General features: G+C 69.0%; 14 protein-coding genes and 1 riboswitch. Of the genes, 4 read left to right on the top strand and 10 right to left on the bottom strand.

From position 1 onward, the window contains the following. Nucleotides 1-49 precede the first annotated feature (49 nt). Nucleotides 50-595 (top strand): acyl-CoA dehydrogenase family protein, encoded by a 546-nt coding sequence (locus tag JFC09_RS16840; protein ID WP_332839648.1) that lies wholly within the window; start codon nucleotides 50-52, stop codon nucleotides 593-595. A gap of 1,798 nt (nucleotides 596-2,393) precedes the next feature. Here the strand turns inward: JFC09_RS16840 and JFC09_RS03780 are convergent. From JFC09_RS03780 to JFC09_RS03795, 4 genes are all read right to left on the bottom strand, one after another. Then, the gene (locus JFC09_RS03780; RefSeq protein ID WP_198392610.1) at nucleotides 2,394-4,172 is read right to left on the bottom strand and encodes a hypothetical protein; all 1,779 of its coding nucleotides are present in this window, start codon (nucleotides 4,170-4,172) and stop codon (nucleotides 2,394-2,396) included. Then, complete coding sequence (locus JFC09_RS03785; protein WP_198392611.1) at nucleotides 4,151-5,662, bottom strand: hypothetical protein; 1,512 nt, start codon at nucleotides 5,660-5,662, stop codon at nucleotides 4,151-4,153. The genes JFC09_RS03780 and JFC09_RS03785 overlap by 22 nt, the downstream gene beginning before the upstream one ends. 240 nt (nucleotides 5,663-5,902) lie before the next feature. Beyond that, on the bottom strand, nucleotides 5,903-6,580 hold the full coding sequence (locus JFC09_RS03790; protein WP_198392612.1) for a TetR/AcrR family transcriptional regulator: 678 nt from the start codon (nucleotides 6,578-6,580) through the stop codon (nucleotides 5,903-5,905). Between the two features lie 226 nt (nucleotides 6,581-6,806). Then, a complete protein-coding gene (locus tag JFC09_RS03795; RefSeq protein ID WP_198392613.1) occupies nucleotides 6,807-7,619 on the bottom strand; it encodes a hypothetical protein in 813 nt (270 codons plus the stop codon). Nucleotides 7,620-7,650: 31 nt separating this feature from the next. Beyond that, nucleotides 7,651-7,761: riboswitch (SAM riboswitch) on the bottom strand. A 139-nt stretch (nucleotides 7,762-7,900) separates the two neighbouring features. Here JFC09_RS03795 and JFC09_RS03800 point away from each other — a divergent pair. Beyond that, nucleotides 7,901-8,971 carry an NAD(P)-dependent alcohol dehydrogenase gene (locus JFC09_RS03800; RefSeq protein ID WP_198392614.1) on the top strand — a complete coding sequence of 357 codons (1,071 nt, stop codon included), beginning with the start codon at nucleotides 7,901-7,903 and terminating at the stop codon, nucleotides 8,969-8,971. A gap of 223 nt (nucleotides 8,972-9,194) precedes the next feature. On the opposite strand, the gene JFC09_RS03805 is transcribed toward JFC09_RS03800, so the two are convergent. The 5 genes from JFC09_RS03805 to JFC09_RS03825 all read right to left on the bottom strand — a co-directional run bounded on the left by JFC09_RS03805 (nucleotide 9,195) and on the right by JFC09_RS03825 (nucleotide 15,348). Next, on the bottom strand, nucleotides 9,195-10,382 hold the full coding sequence (locus JFC09_RS03805) for an acyl-CoA dehydrogenase family protein (protein ID WP_198392615.1): 1,188 nt from the start codon (nucleotides 10,380-10,382) through the stop codon (nucleotides 9,195-9,197). A 195-nt stretch (nucleotides 10,383-10,577) separates the two neighbouring features. Then, nucleotides 10,578-12,113 carry an aldehyde dehydrogenase family protein gene (locus JFC09_RS03810; RefSeq protein ID WP_198392616.1) on the bottom strand — a complete coding sequence of 512 codons (1,536 nt, stop codon included), beginning with the start codon at nucleotides 12,111-12,113 and terminating at the stop codon, nucleotides 10,578-10,580. A 96-nt stretch (nucleotides 12,114-12,209) separates the two neighbouring features. Continuing rightward, nucleotides 12,210-13,106 carry a dihydrodipicolinate synthase family protein gene (locus JFC09_RS03815; RefSeq protein WP_198392617.1) on the bottom strand — a complete coding sequence of 299 codons (897 nt, stop codon included), beginning with the start codon at nucleotides 13,104-13,106 and terminating at the stop codon, nucleotides 12,210-12,212. A gap of 357 nt (nucleotides 13,107-13,463) precedes the next feature. Then, nucleotides 13,464-14,132, bottom strand: coding sequence for a GntR family transcriptional regulator (locus JFC09_RS03820; RefSeq protein ID WP_198392618.1), 669 nt, complete (start codon nucleotides 14,130-14,132; stop codon nucleotides 13,464-13,466). Between the two features lie 46 nt (nucleotides 14,133-14,178). Next, a complete protein-coding gene (locus JFC09_RS03825; RefSeq protein ID WP_198392619.1) occupies nucleotides 14,179-15,348 on the bottom strand; it encodes a CaiB/BaiF CoA transferase family protein in 1,170 nt (389 codons plus the stop codon). Nucleotides 15,349-15,696: 348 nt separating this feature from the next. Between JFC09_RS03825 and JFC09_RS03830 the strand changes: the two genes are divergently transcribed. Next, on the top strand, nucleotides 15,697-16,917 hold the full coding sequence (locus tag JFC09_RS03830) for a phosphotransferase family protein (protein ID WP_232483037.1): 1,221 nt from the start codon (nucleotides 15,697-15,699) through the stop codon (nucleotides 16,915-16,917). Nucleotides 16,918-17,101: 184 nt separating this feature from the next. Beyond that, nucleotides 17,102-17,674, top strand: coding sequence for an NADPH-dependent FMN reductase (locus tag JFC09_RS03835; protein ID WP_198392620.1), 573 nt, complete (start codon nucleotides 17,102-17,104; stop codon nucleotides 17,672-17,674). A 239-nt stretch (nucleotides 17,675-17,913) separates the two neighbouring features. Here the strand turns inward: JFC09_RS03835 and JFC09_RS03840 are convergent, their stop codons facing one another. Further along, entirely contained in the window at nucleotides 17,914-18,978 is a 1,065-nt protein-coding gene (locus tag JFC09_RS03840) for an alcohol dehydrogenase (protein ID WP_198392621.1), read from the bottom strand. Nucleotides 18,979-19,136 lie beyond the last annotated feature (158 nt).

Raw genomic sequence — 19,136 nt, forward strand, 5'->3', positions numbered from 1 at the left:
CGTGCCCATGAACACTCCGGGAGTGCGCGTCATCAGGGACCTTCCGGTCATGGGCCACCACGATCAGCACGGTCACTGCGAGGTCGCGTTCGACGACGTCCGGGTGCCCGCGACGAACCTGCTGGGTGAGGAGGGGGCAGGCTTCGCGCTCGCCCAGGCGCGGCTGGGGCCGGGACGGATCCACCACTGCACGCGGGCTCTCGGCGCGGCGGAACGCGCGCTGTCTCTGCTGGTGTCCCGCGCGCAGGATCGGGTGGCGTTCGGCAAGCCGCTCGTCGAGCAGGGCAGCGTGCAGCAGGACATCGCGGAATCACGGATCGCGATCGATCAGGCCAGGCTGCTGTGCCAGTACGCGTCGAAGGTCATCGACGTGCACGGGAACAAAGCCGCGGCACCGTACGTGTCGGCTGCGAAGGTCGCGGTGCCGCGCACGGCTCTGCAGGTCATCGACCGGGCGATCCAGGTGCACGGCGGGGCCGGCGTGAGCGACGACGTGCCACTCGCCGCGATGTACGGATGGCACCGCGCGATGCGGATCTTCGACGGGCCCGACGAGGTCCACCTCCGCACGCTCGCCAAACGCGAGACCCGCTGAGGGCGACGGACTGAGCAGAACTCGCTGAACCGGGCGCCGCCGGGCGTCCCGTTCAGCGGTGCTGAGAGCGGGCACCACGGCGGGGTGCTGTGGAGCGTGTGCTGAGCTCTGCGGCACCGCTATCCCCGCGGAGGCGTCCCACGCGTCGAGGAACTCCTGTGCCCAGTCTTCCATGTCGTTCGTCGTTCGCCGCTGGGAAGGACCGCCCGTGCTCGTGGCCTTCCCGTCTGCTGTCGAGTCGAAGGTGAGTGTGCCAGAGGGGGAGACGGAGGAGAGGGTGATCGTGGCGGTGCCCTCCCACCCTCCGGATCGCAGCGCGTCCACGAGCGCGTCGCGACCAACCGCGTGCTGGAAGGTCGGGCCGGTCGTGTCACGAATCGTGAGGGCGACGTCGGCCGTCTGGGGCTGTCCCACGTTGTCCACGGCAGTGAAGCCCGCCTCCCAGAGGGAGGCCACCAGGTCCGCGTGCCCATTCCAGCTCTGCGCGTCGAAGCTGAGAGCCGATGACGGGGTGTCAGCGTGCTGCACGGTGAGCGTCGCATCGGAGTCGAGTGGCCAGTCTGCCGCCGTCACGGTCCGGACGATGGTACGCAGCTCGCCCGCGTCCTCGACCAGAATCTTGACCGACTTCTCGTCCATCCTGCAGCTGCGGACGTCCGCCCCGGCGGCGTCGAGCTGATCCCGCGCCTCGAAGACGTCGGGGAAGGCGAAGCCGCCCGCAGAGAAGTGGACCGTCAGGTCGTCGTTCGTCGTCGCACTGAAGCCTCCCACCTGGTCCGCGCCGTACGCCGCGACCAGCTGGTCGTACAGAGCGGGAAGGCCCTCCCCGGTGGGAACGTGGAACTCTCCGGACGGGGAAGGCGCGTCATCGCTGACCCTTCCCCTCACCAGGCCCGCACCGACCGCGTCGGCGGTGTCGAACAGAGTCCGGGCGGCCTCGGCCGCGGTGTCGGCACCCAACGTGAACTCGAACGACAGCAACGAGTCGGACCGCACCTGCCCGGGACTGGGAAGCGACGCCTGGACGGTGCTGGAACCGTCGGAACCGGTCGCCTCCGCGACCCAGTCGCGCAGGTCCGTGCCGTCGCTCAGTGTGAGGACCACCAGGGACGATGTGATCCTCCCGGCTTCCACGGCCGGAAGCGCGTGCAGATTCGGCAGGTCCGCGAGGTTCAGGTCCTGCGAGTGGGGCTTCGCCTCGTCGCCTGACCGGTCGAACTCCGGGACGTCCACGCTGAAGTGTCCGCTCGTCAGTCGGACCAGCGGCACCCCGTCGGGGTAGCTGAAGTCGTTGTAGAGGCGCTGGAGCTCCCGTTCCGTCGTCCGCAGGTCCGCGGCGTCCGCATCCTCCGCGAGGACGACCCTGTGCCGCGGGGCCGGAGTGGACGGCGCCGAGGCCGCGGCGGGATCCGCCCCCGCACCACCGTCGTCGTCGGGGAGGAGTTCGACGTCCTCGACCGCCGGCAGCGACCGCACCTCGTCGAAGAATTCGGCCTCATCGAAATCGGGACGGTCGTCGGAGCCGCGCCGGTCACCGGATGTGCCGCCACCGCTCGACGCAGCGCTGCCGGTCGCGCTGTTGCGGTCGGTGGACTCGCCCGGGTCCACGAATCCGAGGCCCGCGCAGGCGGTGAGTGTGAGGAGGCACAGGGCGATCCCCGTCGCGGCGGCGCTGCGGACGGTCGGGAGCCGGCGTGCGGGGTGTGTGGCCGCGTGCTGACGTGTCATGGCACAAGATTCTCCTGTTCGGCGGGTGGGGAGGCACCGGATGTGTGGCGAGATGAGAAGGGGTGTTCATTCAGCCCGCGGACGCGTCCCAGGCCTCGATGAATGCGAGCCCCCACCCGTACGGCTCGTCATCTGTGCCCAACAGGGAGTTGTACGGGTTCTGCGCGGTCCCGGTCGCCGTCGATTCGAAGGTGGGGTGAGGATCCTCGGCGAGGCTCACGCGAAGAGTGCCGGACCATCCGGCATCCCGCAGTGTCCGGATCAGCGCATCCCGACCCGAAGGAGCCGTGAAGTCCGGCCCCTGACCGTGGGAGACGCGGACGGAGGGGTCGGAGTGCCCGGAGTACCGCACGGATGTGAAACCCGCGTCCCACAGCGAGGCGAGCAGATCGGCATGGTCGCCCCAGTTCGCGGCGCGGAAGTACGGGTGGTCGGACGGGGAGTCCGGGTGGTGGACCGACACCGTGCCCTCCGGCCCGAACGGCCACTCCTGTGAACCGACGACCTCCGCGACATCGCGGAGCACATCGCCGTTCCGGACCTCCACCTCGACGGCTCCGCGGTCCAGGGACACCGAGGTGAGGGTCGCGTCGACCGCGTCCAGCTGCTCCTGTGCTGCGAGGACGTCGTCGATCGCCTTCTCATCGGACTGCGAACCCGGGCTGGGGTATGCGAAGCTCTCCGGGAAATCCACGTGGAGACCGTCTTCCGTGTCGACGGAGAATCTCTCCGACGACCGGCCGCCGTACTCGTCGACGAGGGCCTCCAGGAGCGGGTGGAGGATGTCCGCAGTGGGGATGAGGAAGTCGGCAGTCGGCTGGGTCTCGCCGTCGACCACACCGGTGAGCACCGTGGCCCCCACCGAATCGGTGACGGAGAAGAGTGCGGTCACGGCCTCAGCGGAAGCGTTCGAGCCCAACCGGAAGGTGAACTCCTCCGTCGACCGGGCCTGGTCCCCGGACTCGGACTGGTCCGGCGGCTCGGGCTGGTCGGACGACGCAGAGGGGTCCGGTGACTCATCCGGGTCCGACGATTCGGAGGTCTGAGCGGTGGCCTCCGCGGGCTCGACGGTGAGGAGGGACGTGCCCTCTCGGGTGAGCGCGTCCTCGACCCAGGGCCGCAGGTCCGTGTCGGTCGTGAGTGTGATGCTCACCTGCCCGTCGCCCAGGGCGCCCTCTGCGACGTCGGGCAGTGCCGACAGCTGCGGCAGGTCGGTGAGGTCCAGGGGGTTCGGGATGGGGTCCACACCCGGCGGGACGACCGGATCCCACGGCAGCGATGCGCTGAAGGAACCGCTCGTCAGGGTGAGAGAGGGGACCCCGTCCGGGTACTTGTAGTCGTCGAGCAGGCTGGTGATGCGGTCGCCCGTGGTCTTCAGGCCGGCTGTTCCCGGACCATCAGTGTGGGTGTGGTCGGCAGGGGTGGCCACGTCAGTGGGGTCGGCCATGTCGGAGGGGTCGGTCACGTCAGAAGGGTCGGACACCTCGGAGGGGTCGGCCACGTCAGCAGGGTCGGCCACATCAGTGAGGTCGCCGAGGTCGGTCAGCTCCGCGACGAAGGAGCGTTCAGCCGCCTCCCCCGAAACGCCGGGGTCTGTGTCCACCGAGGCGATGGCGGGCAGCGCTGCCACCTCCTGGGCGAAGGTCGCATAGTCCGATTCCGGGCGGTCGTCCCGGTCGACGACGCCGCAACCGGTGAGGAGCAGGAGCAGTGAGGTGACCACGGCGAGCCCGCGGGCGCCGTGGGTCTGTGGGGTGCCTGCGGTGTGTGATGAGCGTGCCGCAGCGAGTGGGGTCTCAGCCGCAACGCGTGGACGAGGGACATGGATCATGATGCGGTCGCGTCCCATCCCTCGATGAACTCCTTGCTCCAGCCGGACCGGGGAGCGTCCGCCACACCTGATGCGTCGCTGACGTCCTCGGCCGGTCCGTTCGCGGTCGACGTGAACGACGGCAGGTCGCCCGAATCCAGGACGATGTTCGCGGTGCCGTCCCAGCCGACGTCCCGAAGGGTCTGGATGAGCGCGTCACGTCCGGGAGCAGTGGTGTAGTCCGGCGCTGTCTGCCGCCCGATCTCGATGATGAGGTCGGTTGTGTCCTGGCTCGCGGCACCCGGACCGAGGATGCACCGGACCGACGTGAAGCCTGCATCCCACAGCGCAGCCGGGACCTCCACGTGATCCGCCCATTCCGAGGCGTCGAACGTCGACGCGTACACGGGCGAGTCCTCGTGTTCGACGTGCACCTCGGTGTCCGGGGCCAGCGGCCACGAATCATGCGCCAGCGCGTCTGCGACAGCGCGGAGCGTGCCCCCGTCGTCGGCGGTGGCGTGGACCGCTGTGCCACCGCCGGTGACGTGTGTGACCGCGACACCGGCGTCCCCGAGCAGGGCCACCGCGTCCACCTGGTCCTCGATCGAGGAGCCCTGCACCGTCAGGTTCACGGCCGTCCCGGTGTTAGTGGTGGCAGAGAATCCCTGCAGCGCGTCAGAGCCGAAGGTGGCGTCGAGTTCCTCCTGCAGCGCGATGAGACCGTCGGGGTCCTCGACCGCAAGCTCGCCGTGCGGGTGCTGGATGCCGGGCGCCACTCTGAACTCGATGACGCGTGCGCTCGCGGAGTCGAGGACGGCATGGAGGCTCGTGACGGCCTCGGCGGAGGCGCTTGTGCCCATCTCCACGGAGTAGACCGGGGACGCGTCGGGATCGTCGGAGGCGAAGACGTCGAGGCCGAGGTGCGCCGAGGTCTCCAGCGCCTCGTCCATCCAGGCCCGGGGGCCCGTGTCGTCGAGCAGGACCACGTGGGCCCGGGACTCCGTGACCGTGCCGGAGGCGACGGCCGGGAGTGCCTTGAGATCCAGCAGCTCGGTGAGGTCGAGCCGTGCCGCTCTGCTGTCGGTCGGGTACGAGGCTGTGGGGTCCCGTCTGCCCGTGAGTGCAGCCGGCGAAGCGGTGAAGTCGCCCGAGCGCACGATGACGGCAGGTGTACCTCCGGGATACCGGTGACCGGTCACGAGCCTGTGGAGACGGCTGCCGGCGGTCCGCAGATCCGCTTCATCCGGATCCGTGTCGAGGACGGCGACGATCGGCTCGTCTCCCTCCGAAGCCTCCCCGGCGTACGGGTCGGCTCCGTCGTGGGTGTCGTCACCGTGTGCGGGGTCCTGGGCGTCCTGAGGGTCGTGGACGTCCTGCGGGCCTTCGGCGTCCGGAGGGTCTTCCACGTCGACCACGCCGGGTAGCTCCCGCAGCTTCTCGATGAGCGTGGCACGGTCGGAGCGGGGACGGGTGTCCTGCTCCGGGACCGAGCAGCCGGAGAGCGCAAGCAGGAAGACTACCGCGAACACCGTGATCGTGCGGTGAGGGTGGGAGCTGGGGGAGCCGGGTGGGCCAGGGGACCTGGGCGAGCCAACAGACCTGGGGGTGCCAGGGGAACAGGGCGAGCCGGACGTGCCGGGCCGTGTAAGGAACATGCTGACAGCATCGCCCGGCCTGCAGCACCGTGCGTGTCGAGTGTGTGCCGGTCCTGCGACACGTGTGGCACACGGTGTGTCGGCATCACACGCCGGCACACCGTGTGCGGACGGTCAGCGTGCGGCAGGTTCCGCGGCGGCCGCGAGCGGCCCGTCCAGGTCCTCGATCGGCAGCAGCGGCAGTGTGAGCAGACGCTCGAGCTCCTCGTCGCTCGGGTCGTGCGCCAGCAGACGCAGACTGAACCGCGTGTACTCGCGCTCCAGGTCCTCGATCGACAGCGTGCCGTCGGTGGAGAACCACAGGGGGATCGAGTTGATGATCGACAGGATCGCACGGGAAGCCGTCTCTGCGTTCTCCACTGCGAAGACGCCGGACTGACGTCCCTCTTCCACCGTGTCGGCGAAGATGTTGCGCGACTGCCTCTGGAGCTCGCGGATCGACGCGAAGCTCTCTGCGCTCAGCCTCTCGGTGTCCCGGAGGATCACGCGGCTGATCTGGCGGTACGTCGATCGGTAGCGGACAGTGAAGCGGACGAGTGCCGTGATCCGATCGATCGGGTCGGACCCGGCGGAGTCGACGTTGGCACGAGCGCGTTCGCTGAACCATGTGAAAGCGTTGTGGATGAGCTCGTACAGCGCATCCTGCTTCGACGGAAAGTAGTAGTACAGTGCAGACAGGCTGAGGCCCGCCTCCTGCGCGATGTCGCGAATCGACGCACCGTCGAACCCGTGTCGTGCGAAGGTGATGCGCGCTGCACGCAGGATCTCAGCGCGTCCGTTGGTGGTCGCCACGTCGAACTCCTCTTTCTCCATCGGTCACCGGAAGCGCATCCGTGACACCGCGTCGTTGCCGTGTACGGACAGCCCGGGCAAGCTCTTCTCTCAAGCCTCACCATTCTGAGTGATCGTTCGGTAAGGCGTACTCGAACATTACCCGAAATGTGCCGCGGATGCCGCGGACGAGGGCGGCCTGCGCTGTGATCTTCAGCGCCGGCCGCCCTCATCGTCGCGCACGCACTCAGTGCCGTCTGCGGCGCTCCTCGTCCCGTGCGGCACCGTTCGCGATGGAGTCCCGCAGCTCAGCGGCACGCTTCTGCGCATCCGCCCACCGCTGCTGCGCACGCGCGAAGCCGGTGCGGATCTCGTGCCGGGCATGGGCGGACTCCGCCTCTGCCTGTGCGCGGATCGACCGTTCCCGGAACGTCTGCGTCGATTCGTGGAGGTCCCTGCGCAGCCGGTCCCGCGTGCGGGAATCGGCATCGGCCCACCGCTGGGGATCGGTGCGCTCATCGATCCCATGCCGCGCGCGGCGGTGCGCCAGGGCCGACTCGTACTGGTCGCCGTACGTGCGCGCCGCCGCGTACGCGGCAGACCCCGTGGAGTCGAAGCCCGCGTCCTCCGCCCGGAGCAGCGCGTAGTGCGTCGCGGCTTCCGGTGACAGGCCGTGGGTGAGGAGGAACGGCCAGCCGGCCCACACCTCGGCGTCGAAGGTGTGCCCCGGCTGGTGCATCGGCCATTCGACGGCGTGGTTGTGCGGGTGAGCCGCGTACCGGTTGGCCGGGACCCAGGTGAGCGACGTGCGCCAGGCTGCGAATGTGGTGGGAGTGAACCCCAGCGCGGCCGCGGTCCGCGCCCTCTCCGCCCACCCGGTTCCTGACGGGGGACGGCCCGCGGCGTGCGCGGTGGACGCCGCACCCAGGACTCCGGCGCCCGCCGGATGGGGCAGGAAGCGGAGGATGACCCGCGACCAGGCGAGCGCCTCGGCGTGGGTGAACCCCTCCCACTGGTCTGGTGCGTGTGTCGGAACGTCGTCGGTGGATGGTGAGGACATGGGATCCTGCTTCCCCGAGGCCGGAGCCTCGCATCGAATCTTGCCCGCGGGGAACTCCGCAGGCCCGTTCTGCTCCTGGGGCACCCGGTCGATCAACGGGTTGCCGTGCGGTCAGCCAGGCCATTGACCACAACTCGTGAACGTGGACCCGAGTATAGGGACGGGCACGGACACGGCGGCGTCCGTGCAGTCACCAGCCGTCACACGGGCCTCACGAGGTCGAATCGTGCCGCATCTCGCTGACATATTGGTCGAAACCCGCACGTACTTCAGGAGGAACTGTGACCATCACCGTGAAGGCACTGCAGAAGACCGGGCCCGACCAGCCGTTCCAGGTCGCTGACCTCGAGCGACGTGACGTGGGCCCGCGCGACGTCCTCATCGACATCAAGGCCGCGGGGATCTGCCACAGCGACATCCACACCATCCGCAACGAGTGGGGAGAGGCACACTTCCCGCTGACCGTCGGACACGAGATCGCCGGTGTCGTCGAGGCCGTGGGCGCCGAGGTCTCCGGTTTCGCCGTGGGCGACCGCGTGGGCGTGGGCTGCCTCGTGAACTCCTGCGGCGAGTGCGACGCCTGCGCGCAGGGTGAGGAGCAGGAGTGCTCCGGCGGCAAGGGCAAGAAGGTCGGCACCTACAACTCCGTCGACGTAGACGGGTCGGTCACGCAGGGCGGGTACGCGCAGAAGGTCGTCGTCGACGACCGGTTCGTCCTCCGGGTCCCCGACGCACTCGATTTCGCGCAGGCCGCCCCGTTGCTGTGCGCCGGCATCACGACCTACTCGCCGATCGCCCGCTGGAACGTGGGCGAGGGGACGAAGGTCGCCGTGCTGGGCCTGGGCGGGCTGGGCCACATGGGCGTCCAGATCGCGGCGGCCAAGGGCGCGGACGTCACGGTGCTGAGCCGCACACTCGCGAAGGAGGAGACCGCGCTCAAGCTGGGTGCCTCACGCGTGCGCGCGACGACGGAGGACGGCTTCTTCCGGACGCACCGCGGCGAGTTCGACTTCATCCTCAACACCATCAGTGCGGACATCCCGGTCGACGACTGCCTGGGCCTGCTGCGACCCCGGGGCGTCATGGCCGTCGTCGGTCTGCCGCCGGAGCAGCAGCCGGTGGGCTTCAACGCGCTCATCAACGGGTCCAAGGTGATCGCCGGATCGAACATCGGCGGCATCCGCGAGACGCAGGAGATGCTCGACTTCTGCGCCGAGCACGGCCTGGGCTCGTGGGTCGAGACCATCGGCATCGACGACGTCGACGCCGCCTACGACCGTGTCGTCGCCGGAGACGTCCTCTTCCGGTTCGTCATCGACACCGCGACGTTCGAAGACGCTCCGGTCGGGTGAGTTCCGACGTGGCGGTTGTGCTGGCCTGACTGCCGCCGAGGTCGTGGCTGGCTGACCGGTGGCCACCGCCGAGGTGGCGGTCGGGTGAGCCCCGACGACGAGACACCGGCCTTCAGTTCGAGACACACCCGTCTGCGGGGTGGTTTCGAACCGGAGACCGGTGTCTCGTCAATCACGGGGCGCATCACAGGCCACGCCGCGGGATGCGCCGGGGGAGGAGCCGTCAGTCGCGGCCCAGGAGGTCGTCGGAGATGATCCGCATCTGGATCTCCGACGAGCCCTCGAAGATCTTCGTCAGCCGCGCATCGCGCCAGTGCCGCTCCACCGCGAAGTCCTTCGTGTAGCCGGCCCCGCCGTGGATCTGCACCGCTTCGCTCGTGACCTTCTCCGCCATCTCCGCGGCCAGGTACTTCACCATCGCCGCTTCACGGTCGCAGCGGCGACCCGTGTCGATCTGCGTGCACACGTGGTACATCAGCTGACGGCACGCCTCGATCTGCGCGGCCATGTCAGCGATCTTGAACCGCAGGTGCTGGAAGTCGGCCAGCTTGTGCTTGAACTGCACGCGCTGCTGCATGTACTCGATCGAGTCCTCCAGCGCCGCCTGCGCCAGCCCGATCGAACGGGCCGCCGTGTGCGCACGTCCCACTTCCAGCCCGGACACCGCTTGGTAGAAGCCCTTCTCCTGCTCCCCGAGCAGCGCGTCCGCGGGCAGCCTCAGCCCGTCGAAGTTCAGATCCCAGGTCTTCCACCCGAAGTACCCGATCTTCCGTGCGGGCGTGCCGGACATGCCTGCGGGGAAGGAGCCGCGCTCCTTCTCCAGCAGGAACGTCGAGATCCCGCGGTGGCGCTTCTCCGGATCCGGTGAGCTGGTGCGGGCGAAGAGGATGATGTAGTCAGCCTGGTCCGCGTAGGTGCACCACATCTTCGTGCCGGTGATGATCCACTCGCCTGTGGCAGGGTCCTTCTCCGCCTTGCACTTGATGTTGGCGACATCGGAGCCGGCCTCCGCTTCGGACAGGGCGAAGGCTCCCAGGTACTCACCTGTCGCCACCTTAGGCAGCAGCCGCTTCTCCTGCTCCTCGGAGAACCCGCCGCCCATGCCGTTGCCACGTGCCAGCAGTCCGGACACGCTCATCCACGCACGCGACAGTTCCTCCGCGACGAGGCAGTACTCGAACACGCCCAGGTCCAGGCCTCCGTACTCCTCCGGGATGAGGATCCCGAAGAACCCCATGTCGGCCATCTGCTGGACCATCTCCTGCGGGAAGTCGCCTTCCTCGGGATCGACTTCGTTGGCGATGGGGAGCACGACTTCGCGGGCGAACTGCCGCGCCAGCTGCTGCAGCTCGACGCGTTCTTCCGTCATGTAGTGGGGTGTGTCTGGGCGCGGGCGCGGCTTGTGCGTCATCCGGAGTCTCCTTCGAGAGTCGATCGCGGTATCAATCGATCTTCGTCATTCTACAAACGTAATCAATATCGGCGCGTCCCGGCGTGGGAAGGTCGGGCGGTCAAGCGCAGGCGTCCCCGTCGCGGCGGTGAACGCCCGAGGCCCTCCACCGCACGTGGGCGACGTGAACGGAGGAGGGCCTCGGGCGGTGGCGTGTCAGCGGGCGTGGTTGAGGGCGATGTGCTTGGTGCGGGCATAGTCGTCCAGCGCGTAGGCGGACAGGTCACGCCCGTGGCCGCTGTTCTTGAACCCGGACCACGGCATCTCCGTCGGCAGGGCAAGGTGCGTGTTCACGTTGACGCTGCCGAACTCCAGAGCCTTCGACACCGTCATCGCCGCCGCGACGTTGCGGGTGAACACCGACGCCGCCAGCCCGTACTCGACGTCGTTAGCACGCGTGACAGCCTCGTCCTCGTCGGTGAATGTCTCGATGGTGACGACGGGGCCGAACACCTCGTGGCGGGTGATCGGGTCGTCGCCGTCGACGCGCAGCACTGTCGGCTCCACCCAGTAGCCGCGTGCGCTGTCGCCGCGTCCTCCGGTGAGCACCGTCGCACCACGGTCGACAGCACCGGTGATCGCGTCCATCACGCGGTCGTAATGCTCCTTGTAGATGATCGGCCCCAGGGCTTCCTCCGCATCCGTTTCTGGATCGGCGAGGACATACCGCCCCACCGCCTCCACGAGCTTCTGCGCGAACTTCTCCGCCACAGACTCGTGCGCGATGACGCGGCACGCCGCTCCGCACTCCTGGCCGGAGTTCCAGAAGCCCGCCTCGAACACGGTGTCCGCCGCGAGGTCCAGGTCCGCATCCGGCAGGAGGAGCACGGGTGCCTTGCCGCCCAGCTCCAGGTGTGTGCGGGTGAGGTTCTCTGCGGCGGACCGGGACACGTCGCGCCCCGCGCGGACGCTCCCGGTGAGCGCGACCATGTCGACACCCGTGTGTCCGCTCAGTGCCCGGCCCACTGTCTCACCCGTGCCGTTGACGACGTTGAGGACGCCGGGCGGCAGGATGTCCTTCGCGATCTCGACGAGCCGCAGCGTCGTGAGGGGAGTGACCTCGCTGGGCTTCAGGACGATCGTGTTGCCCACCATGAGGGCAGGCGCCAGCTTCCAGGCGACCATGAGCAGCGGGTAGTTCCACGGGGTCACCATGCCGATGACGCCCAGCGGCTCCCTGAGGATCATCGACGTGACGTCGTCGACGTACTCGCCCGCCGCGATCGTCGTGCCGGTCCGGCCGGTGCCCGCCATGAAGCGGAACGTATCGATCGCGCTGGCGATGTCGTCCTCGGTGACGGCAGCGGGCTTCCCGCAGTTGAGCGCCTCGAGGGTGCGCAAGCGGTACGTGTCCGCCTCGAGTGCGCCGGCCAGCTGGAAGAGCAGCGTCGAACGGTCCTGCGGGGTCCGCTTCGCCCAGGCGGACAGAGCGGTGCGCGCGGCGCGGACGGCGTCGTCGACCTCGGCGGCGGTGCCCAGGGGGACGGACGCGAGGACGGTGCCGCGAGCGGGATCGCGGACCTCGAACGCGTCCCCGCCGGACGCCGCGACGACGTGCTCGCCACCGATGAAGTGCGCAAGGGTCGGCGGGGCGAACGTGAACGGCTCCTGGGCGCGCCGGATGTCGACCTCGCCGGTCCGGGGCGCGGCGGTCGAAGGTGCGGAGGACGAGGGTGCGGACGTGGGGGTCATGTCATCTCCCGTGGTCGTCGGTGACTGCAGGTGGTGGGACTGGTTCCGGGCACAGCGGGATCCGGCCGGGCTGGGGGGGCGTCGGCCCGCAAGGCACTAGCGGGAGGCGGTGCGGTCCAGTTGGGCGAGTGCGGTCTCGAGCGCGGCGACCGACTCGTCGGACAGCGGTGTCATCGGCTTCCGCGGCGGCCCCACGGGTACCCCGCGCAACCCCAGCCCCGCCTTCACCGCGGGCACGAAATCGCTCGACAGCATCGTGTCGATCACCGGGTAGAGGCGCTTCCACTGTGCCAGGCCGCCCGCGAGGTCGCCGCTGGAGACCGCGTCGTATACGGCGACCAGCTCCGGCCCCACGACGTTCGCCGCACCCGCCATGACGCCGGCCGCGCCTTCGGACAGCGCGCTGTACGTGTACGCGTCCCAGCCGATGAACGTGCCGACACGGTCGCCGAGGCGGTGGACGAGCTGGAGCCCCAGCTCCCAGTTCGCGGACGAGTCCTTGATGTAGCGGATGTGGTCGAATTCGTCGGCGAGCGCCCCGATCGTGTCAGGGTCGAGATCCACTCCGGTCGCGCCGGGGATGTTGTAGAGCATGATCGGGAGCTCCACCGCGTCCGCGACGGTGCGGAGGTAGTCGACGGTCGCCGGGAGCCCCAGCGGTTCGTAGTAGGGGGTGACGAGCATGAGGACGTCCGCACCGGCGGCCTGCGCTGCGCGGCTGTGGCGGATCGCCTCCCGGGTGGTGGTCGCCCCGGTCTGCGCGATGACGGGGACGCGACCGGCCGTGTGCGAGGTGACCTCTTCGACCAGCTGCAGGCGCTCGTCGGGCAGCATCGAGGCGAACTCTGCGGTCGAGCCGCCGGCCACGACGCCGTGGACACCGGCGTCGACAGAGCGGTCGATGACACGGCGGAGGATGGCGACGTCGATGTTCTCGTCGGCGTCGAAGGGGGTGGCGAGGGCGGTGAGGACTCCGCGGAGATCAGTCGTCATGAGAGGGCCTTTCGGGTGTGGGCCGACGGTGCGGACCGACCGGCTGCGCTGCCGACGGTGCCGTGCCTTTCGAGGCGGGTTCCTTCGAGCGGAAGTGCCGTCGCTTCCACGGTAATGCGTGATATGTGATCACACAAGAGGTGGGTGCGGTACCTGCTGGCGGGGCGGCGCCCACGGGCGGGGCGGCGCCCACGGGCGGGGCGGCGCCCACGGGCGGGGCGGCGCCCACGGGCGGGGCGGCGCCCACGGGCGGGGCGGCGCCCACGGGCGGGGCGGCGCCCACGGGCGGGGCGGTGGCTTACGGATGTGAGGTCGAGCGGGCAGTCCCGGACGTCAGGAGAGCAGGGCCGCGCGGAGTCAGGAGGGGAGTGCCGTGCGGATCCGCTCCATGGCGGCTTCCACCGATCCGACCGTCAGTCGGGACGCGCGCGACTGATCGAAGGACGACGCTGCGTCGATCAGCTCTCGCTGGAAGCTCAGGAGCTTCTCCGGGTCGCCCTGGCCCAGCTCCCTGTCCGCGCCGACGATCTTGTACGACCGGCAGCGCTGCCACAGGACCTGGATCGTCTCGAGGAGGACCGGGTTGCCGGCGGCGGTGTAGAGCGCCGTCAGCAGTCGTTCGTCCGCGTCGAGGTAGGCGACGACGTCCTCATCCGTGACTGCGCGTGCGAGGCTCTTGAGCTCCGCGCGCATCGTGGCCACGCCGGCCTCGTCGATCCTCGCGGCTCCCAGTGTGGCCGCCTCCTGCTCGAGGAGGCGGCGCACGGCGTACACGTCGAGCAGCTCCGTCTGCGTGAAGCCCTTGACCGCGGCACCCCTGTTGGGGGTCGATTCCGCGAGGCCGAGCTCCTCGAGCTTGCGGATCGCTTCGCGGACGGGCATGACGCTGGTGCCCATCTCTGCCGCGATGTCGCGGATGCGGAGGCGGTGTCCAGCGGGGTAGCTGCCGCTCATGATCGCTTTGTGGAGAGCCTCGAAGACCTGGTCGCCCACGCGGGCCGGGGGATCGAGTCGGGGGAGTGCCATACCGGGATTATAGGAGGTCGTGATCGGATGTGATCACGGATGGCTCTCAGTCGGAGGCGAGCCAGGCGCGGATCGCGTCGCCGTCCGCGCCCAGTGCCGGCGGTTCCTTCCGATAGGTCGGAGGGGTCGCCGTCATGGAGAGCGAGTTGCGGATCGTCGCGACGGAATCCGGGTCGTCCGTGTGCCAGACCGGTTCCAGGCCCAGGTCGTGCGCGGTCTGCAGGCCTTCGCCCACGTTCTGCACGGGGGAGCAGGGCAGGCCGGCTTCGCGGAGCAGACGGAACCACTCGTCCTTGCCCTTGTGGGAGAGGGCCTCCTCGAGCAGTGGCCGCAGTTCGCCACGGTTGACGTTGCGTCGCTCGGGGGAGTCGAAGCGGGGGTCGTCCGCCCACTCGGGGTGGCCGAGGACCGCGGACAGTCGAGCGAACTGTCCATTGTTCGCGCCGACGATGATGAGGTCGCCGTCGCCGGTGGGGAGCGCGTTGTACGGGTAGATCGAGGCGTGCTCGGCTCCGCCGCGCGTGGGGACGTCGTTGTGGGTGGCGACGGACTGGTACTGGTTGAGCATCGTGAACACGGCGTTGCTCATGAGGTTGTTCTCGATGAGCTGGCCTTCGCCGGTGAGGTCACGGTGCCGGACCGCCGCGGTGATCCCCAGCGCCGTCATCATCCCGGTCGTGAGGTCGAAGAGGGAGATGCCGGAGCGCACCGGCGACCCGTCCGGCTCGCCATTCATGTCCATGAGCCCGGCCATGCCCTGGACGAGCACGTCATACCCGGGGAGCTCCGCGCCGTTCTTCGTGCCGAATCCGCTGATGTGGGCGTAGATGATCTGCTCGTTGAGGGCGCGGACCGCTTCGTACCCGAATCCCAGCCGCTCGATGGAGCCGGGCTTGAAGTTGTGCACGAACACGTCGGCACGGGCCGCGATCTGCTGGGCGGTTGCCCGGTCGTCCTCGTCCTTGAGGTCGAGCACGATCGAGTGCTTGTTGCGGTTCACCGCCTGGAAGTAGCTCGCCTGGTCCCGATAGACGGGCGGCATCCAGCCGCGTGTGTCATCTCCGTCGGGGCTCTCGACCTTGATGACCGTGGCCCCCAGGTCGGCCAGCAGCATCGTGCAGTACGGGCCCGCGAGGACGCGGGCGAAATCCGCGACCACGATCCCCTCCAGGGGTCCTGCGGTGGACGATGTGGTGGTACCGGGCAGTGCGGGCATCGGAGTCTCCTCATTCCTCTCGGCGATCGTTCTGCATCGAACAGTCACGGCGGATCGTCGAACAGCCGGACGGGCGCAGGGCGGACCCTGCTGCGGGAGCAGTGCCGGCTGTGGCACACGCCCACCGCGGGTGGTGATCCAGTGCCATCCAGGGGGTGGACCGCGCTTGACGGTCGGGACGGACCTTTCTAGCGTATAGGCATCCAGGCCGAACGTTTGATCAGACTGTGTGGTGAGACGCTCGACATCGTGTGCACGGTGCACGCGGTGGCATGTGCGAGTGTGTGTGCGGCGACGAAGCCGTGGGGCTCGCAGGTGTGACGCCCCTGAGTGAGGAGACCGACGACGATGTCCCCAGACCCGACCGCTGGGCAGAAGACGCCCACCCCGCAGGCGACTGACGCCCAGGCCCCTGACGCCAAGGCCCCCGACACGAAGGCGCCGGAGCCCTCCACGAAGGCATCGGCCTCGGCGACCGACGCGCAGACACCTGCGGCGCAGACGTCGGCTGCGTGGACGCCCGCCACGCAGGCCCCGACGGACGACCCGAGGGGCATCGCAGGATCAGGCGTGCGCGCGTGGATCGCCGCGCACCAGGGCGTGGAGGCCGACGCGATCGGATTCCAGGTCCTGTCGGTCGGCCGATCGAACCTCACGTTCACCCTCACCCTCGACGGTGAGCCGCGCTGGGTGCTCCGTCGTCCTCCCCTGGGGCACACGGGAGGCAGCGCGCACGACGTGCAGCGCGAGGGCAGAATTATGGCGGCACTGGGGCCGACGCCTGTGCCGGTCCCGAACATCCTCGAGATCGTCGACGACGCGGACGTGCTCGACGTCCCTTTCGTCTTCCAGGACCACTGCCCGGGCTTCACGATCCACGAGCCCGCTGACCTCGACCTCATCCCCGCAGGCGGATCTGTCCGTGCGTCGATGCTGGACATGGTGGGTGCTCTTGCCGAAGTCCACGCCGTCGACGTCGACGCGGTGGGCCTCGGTGACCTGCGCCGGCCGGGCGGCTTCGTCGAGCGCCAGCTGCGCCGTTGGCTGGGCCAGTACGAGGCGATCACGACGCGCGACCTCCCGGTGATCGGAGAGGTGCAGGCAGTGCTGTCGCGCGACATCCCGCCGGAGACCGTCACCGGGCTGGTCCACGGGGACGTGAAGCCGAACAACATGCTCTTCGACCGCGGGACCGGCGAGGTGCAGGCGATCGTCGACTGGGAGCTGTCGTCGATCGGCGACGTGGTGACCGACCTCGGCTATCTGCTCGCGATGATGTTCGTCGACGACTCGCTCACCGGCATCTGGACCCCGAGCGTCGCAGACGGCTCGCCCACCGCCGATCAACTCACCGAGCGGTATGCGTCTCTCACAGGTCAGGACACGTCGAGCGTGCCGTACTACGCCGCCTTCGCGGTGTGGAAGCTCGCGTGCATCCGGGAGGGTGTCTACACGCGGCTCAAGCAGGGGAAGATGGGCGACCTCGACGTCGATCCGGAGGAGGCGGGGGCGAGCGTCGAAGCACTCGCGGCACACGCGCTCGACATCCTCCGCACGGGACAGATCTGACGCCTCCATGCCGGGCGGTTCTGGCGGTTCCCCGGCGGACCCAGGGCTCCTCACGTGCTCATTCTCCCGGCCGCAGGTGGGGGTGGGGGTTCTCACGTACTCGGTGCGGCCTCGGCGGCGTAGCATGTAGTTGGAAACTGAACTACATGTCCTGCCGGGTGCGGGGCGGAGGAGGAACCACTACATGCGTATCGGAGTCATCGCAGGCAGCAGCCGTCCGGGAGCACTCAACCCGCTGGTCGTCGAGTGGGTGGTGTCGCAGCTCGAGGAGCGCGGGATCGACCACGAGGTCGTCCACTTCGGAGCATACGACCTCCCGATCCTGGACGAGGCGATCCCCGGCGGCGCCGGTAGGTACGAGAACGAGCACACCAAGGCGTGGGCCGCGGCGCTGCGCCCATTCGACGGCTACATCGTCGTGACTCCTGAGTACAACCACTCCGTGCCCGGCCCGCTGAAGAACGCGATCGACTTCGTCGGCCCGGAGTTCGCCCACAAGCCCGTCGCGTTCGTGAGCTACGGCGCGGACAAGGGCGTGCGGGCGGTCGAGGCGTGGCGCCTCGTGTTCGCGAACTTCCGTGCGGCGACCGTGCGGGGCGTCGCGGCGTTCTCCGTCTTCACCGATTTCAAGGACGGTGCGTTCGCGCCGGAGGAGGTCTCCGCGAAGACCTTCGGACCGATGATAGAGGACCTGGTCGCATGGTCGGAGGGCTTCGCGCTGGTGCGGGAGAGGGCCGCGGAGAAGGTCGCCTCCTGACCGACCGCAGCTGAAATGCCGCGCGCGCGAGCGCGTGCGTGAACGGAACGCCTACGTGAGCGAGAGGCGCCTACGTGAGTGAACACCTACGTCCGTGTACAGGACCGAAAAATCGCGTTTCGGGTCCTGTACGCGGACGTAGGCGATTCAAGGAGCTAGGGCTTCAGGCTCCTCGCGCGGAGGACGGCGGTGCTCTGGCTCAGCTGCGCACCGCCCCCACCGGCACCCGCACCGAAATGTCAGTCGGCGACCAGCACGGTGCGGCCGGAGATGGTCCGCTCGTCGATCGCCTTGAGCGCCGCGTTCACCTCGTCCGCTTCGAGCGGCTTCTCCGTGATGGGCAGCTGCGGCAGTTCGGTCGACTTCGCGAGGTCCACGAGATCGCGCAGCTCCGGCAGGCTGCCCACGAAGTTGCCTTCGATCTTCAGCTGCTGGAGGGCGATCAGCGTGGTGGGGAATGCGAGCTGACCGCCGAACAGGCCGACGCTCACCAGCTTGCCCCCGGTGCCCAGCGTTCCCAGTGCGATCGAGGAGGTCGCGGTGTTGTTGACGAAGTCGATGACCGTGGCGAGCTTCCCGCCGCCGGCCTCGACGATGTCCTTGACGGGGTCCTCGCCGGTGGTGAGCACGGTCGACGTCGCGCCGGCCGCCTTCGCGTTCTTGAGCGAGTCCTCGGACACGTCGGCGGCGACGATGTTCTTGTGGCCGCGTGCCTTGAGCAGAACGACGGCGCTGAGGCCCACGCCTCCGGTGCCGATGACGGCGATGGGGCGGTCGACCTCCGACGTGAGGGCCTTCGTGACGGCCGAATAGCCGGTGAGGCCGGAGCAGGCGAGGGTGGCCGCCCAGCTGGGGTCGAGGTCGCCCACAGGGATGAGGTAGCGCTCGTCCGGCAACCAGACCTCACGCGCGAATCCGCCGTCCTTCTGCAGGGAGATGTTCCGCCGCGCCCCCGTGCAGGAGTTCTCGCGGTCCTCCTGGCAGGCACCGCACGACCCGCAGCCGATCCACGGGAAGACGATGTACTTCTCCGCGCCCGGTGTGAGCCCGGCGTCCGGTCCGACGGCCGTCACTTCACCGACGATCTCGTGGCCGAGCACCAGAGGGAACGCCATCCCCAGGGTCTCGACGGGTGCCTTCCCTGCGTCTCCCATGTCGAAGTAGCCTTCGGCGCAGTGGAGGTCGGAGTGGCACACGCCTGAGTGCGTCACGCGGACGAGCACTTCCTTGCACGCGAGTTCCGGGGTGGGCCGATCCACCTCCTGCGCGGGTGCCCCTGGCGATGCGACTTCGAAAACCTTCATGGTTCCTCCTGCGGAATCGGGCTCCTCGCATCCTCGCGGGGAGCGTCACCCCAGACAACCACAGATCGTTCGTTCGTTCCAGAGGCCTGGGGCCCGAATCCGCTGGTCACGACCGCCGAGGCGCCCCTCACCACCGAGGTCGCGCTCACCACCGAGGT

This window comes from Brevibacterium yomogidense (assembly GCF_016107685.1).
GTDB classification, from domain to species: Bacteria; Actinomycetota; Actinomycetes; order Actinomycetales; family Brevibacteriaceae; genus Brevibacterium; species Brevibacterium yomogidense.

Excerpts from the sequence above, each read along its gene's own strand:
- JFC09_RS03805 (WP_198392615.1), bottom strand. The coding sequence starts at position 10,382 with ATGACGCACAAGCCGCGCCCGCGCCCAGACACACCCCACTACATGACG.
- JFC09_RS03840 (WP_198392621.1), bottom strand. The coding sequence starts at position 18,978 with ATGAAGGTTTTCGAAGTCGCATCGCCAGGGGCACCCGCGCAGGAGGTG.
- JFC09_RS16840 (WP_332839648.1), top strand. The coding sequence starts at position 50 with ATGGGCCACCACGATCAGCACGGTCACTGCGAGGTCGCGTTCGACGAC.
- JFC09_RS03815 (WP_198392617.1), bottom strand. The coding sequence starts at position 13,106 with ATGACGACTGATCTCCGCGGAGTCCTCACCGCCCTCGCCACCCCCTTC.
- JFC09_RS03820 (WP_198392618.1), bottom strand. The coding sequence starts at position 14,132 with ATGGCACTCCCCCGACTCGATCCCCCGGCCCGCGTGGGCGACCAGGTC.
- JFC09_RS03830 (WP_232483037.1), top strand. The coding sequence starts at position 15,697 with ATGTCCCCAGACCCGACCGCTGGGCAGAAGACGCCCACCCCGCAGGCG.
- JFC09_RS03795 (WP_198392613.1), bottom strand. The coding sequence starts at position 7,619 with ATGTCCTCACCATCCACCGACGACGTTCCGACACACGCACCAGACCAG.
- JFC09_RS03810 (WP_198392616.1), bottom strand. The coding sequence starts at position 12,113 with ATGACCCCCACGTCCGCACCCTCGTCCTCCGCACCTTCGACCGCCGCG.
- JFC09_RS03825 (WP_198392619.1), bottom strand. The coding sequence starts at position 15,348 with ATGCCCGCACTGCCCGGTACCACCACATCGTCCACCGCAGGACCCCTG.
- JFC09_RS03835 (WP_198392620.1), top strand. The coding sequence starts at position 17,102 with ATGCGTATCGGAGTCATCGCAGGCAGCAGCCGTCCGGGAGCACTCAAC.
- JFC09_RS03780 (WP_198392610.1), bottom strand. The coding sequence starts at position 4,172 with ATGGGACGCGACCGCATCATGATCCATGTCCCTCGTCCACGCGTTGCG.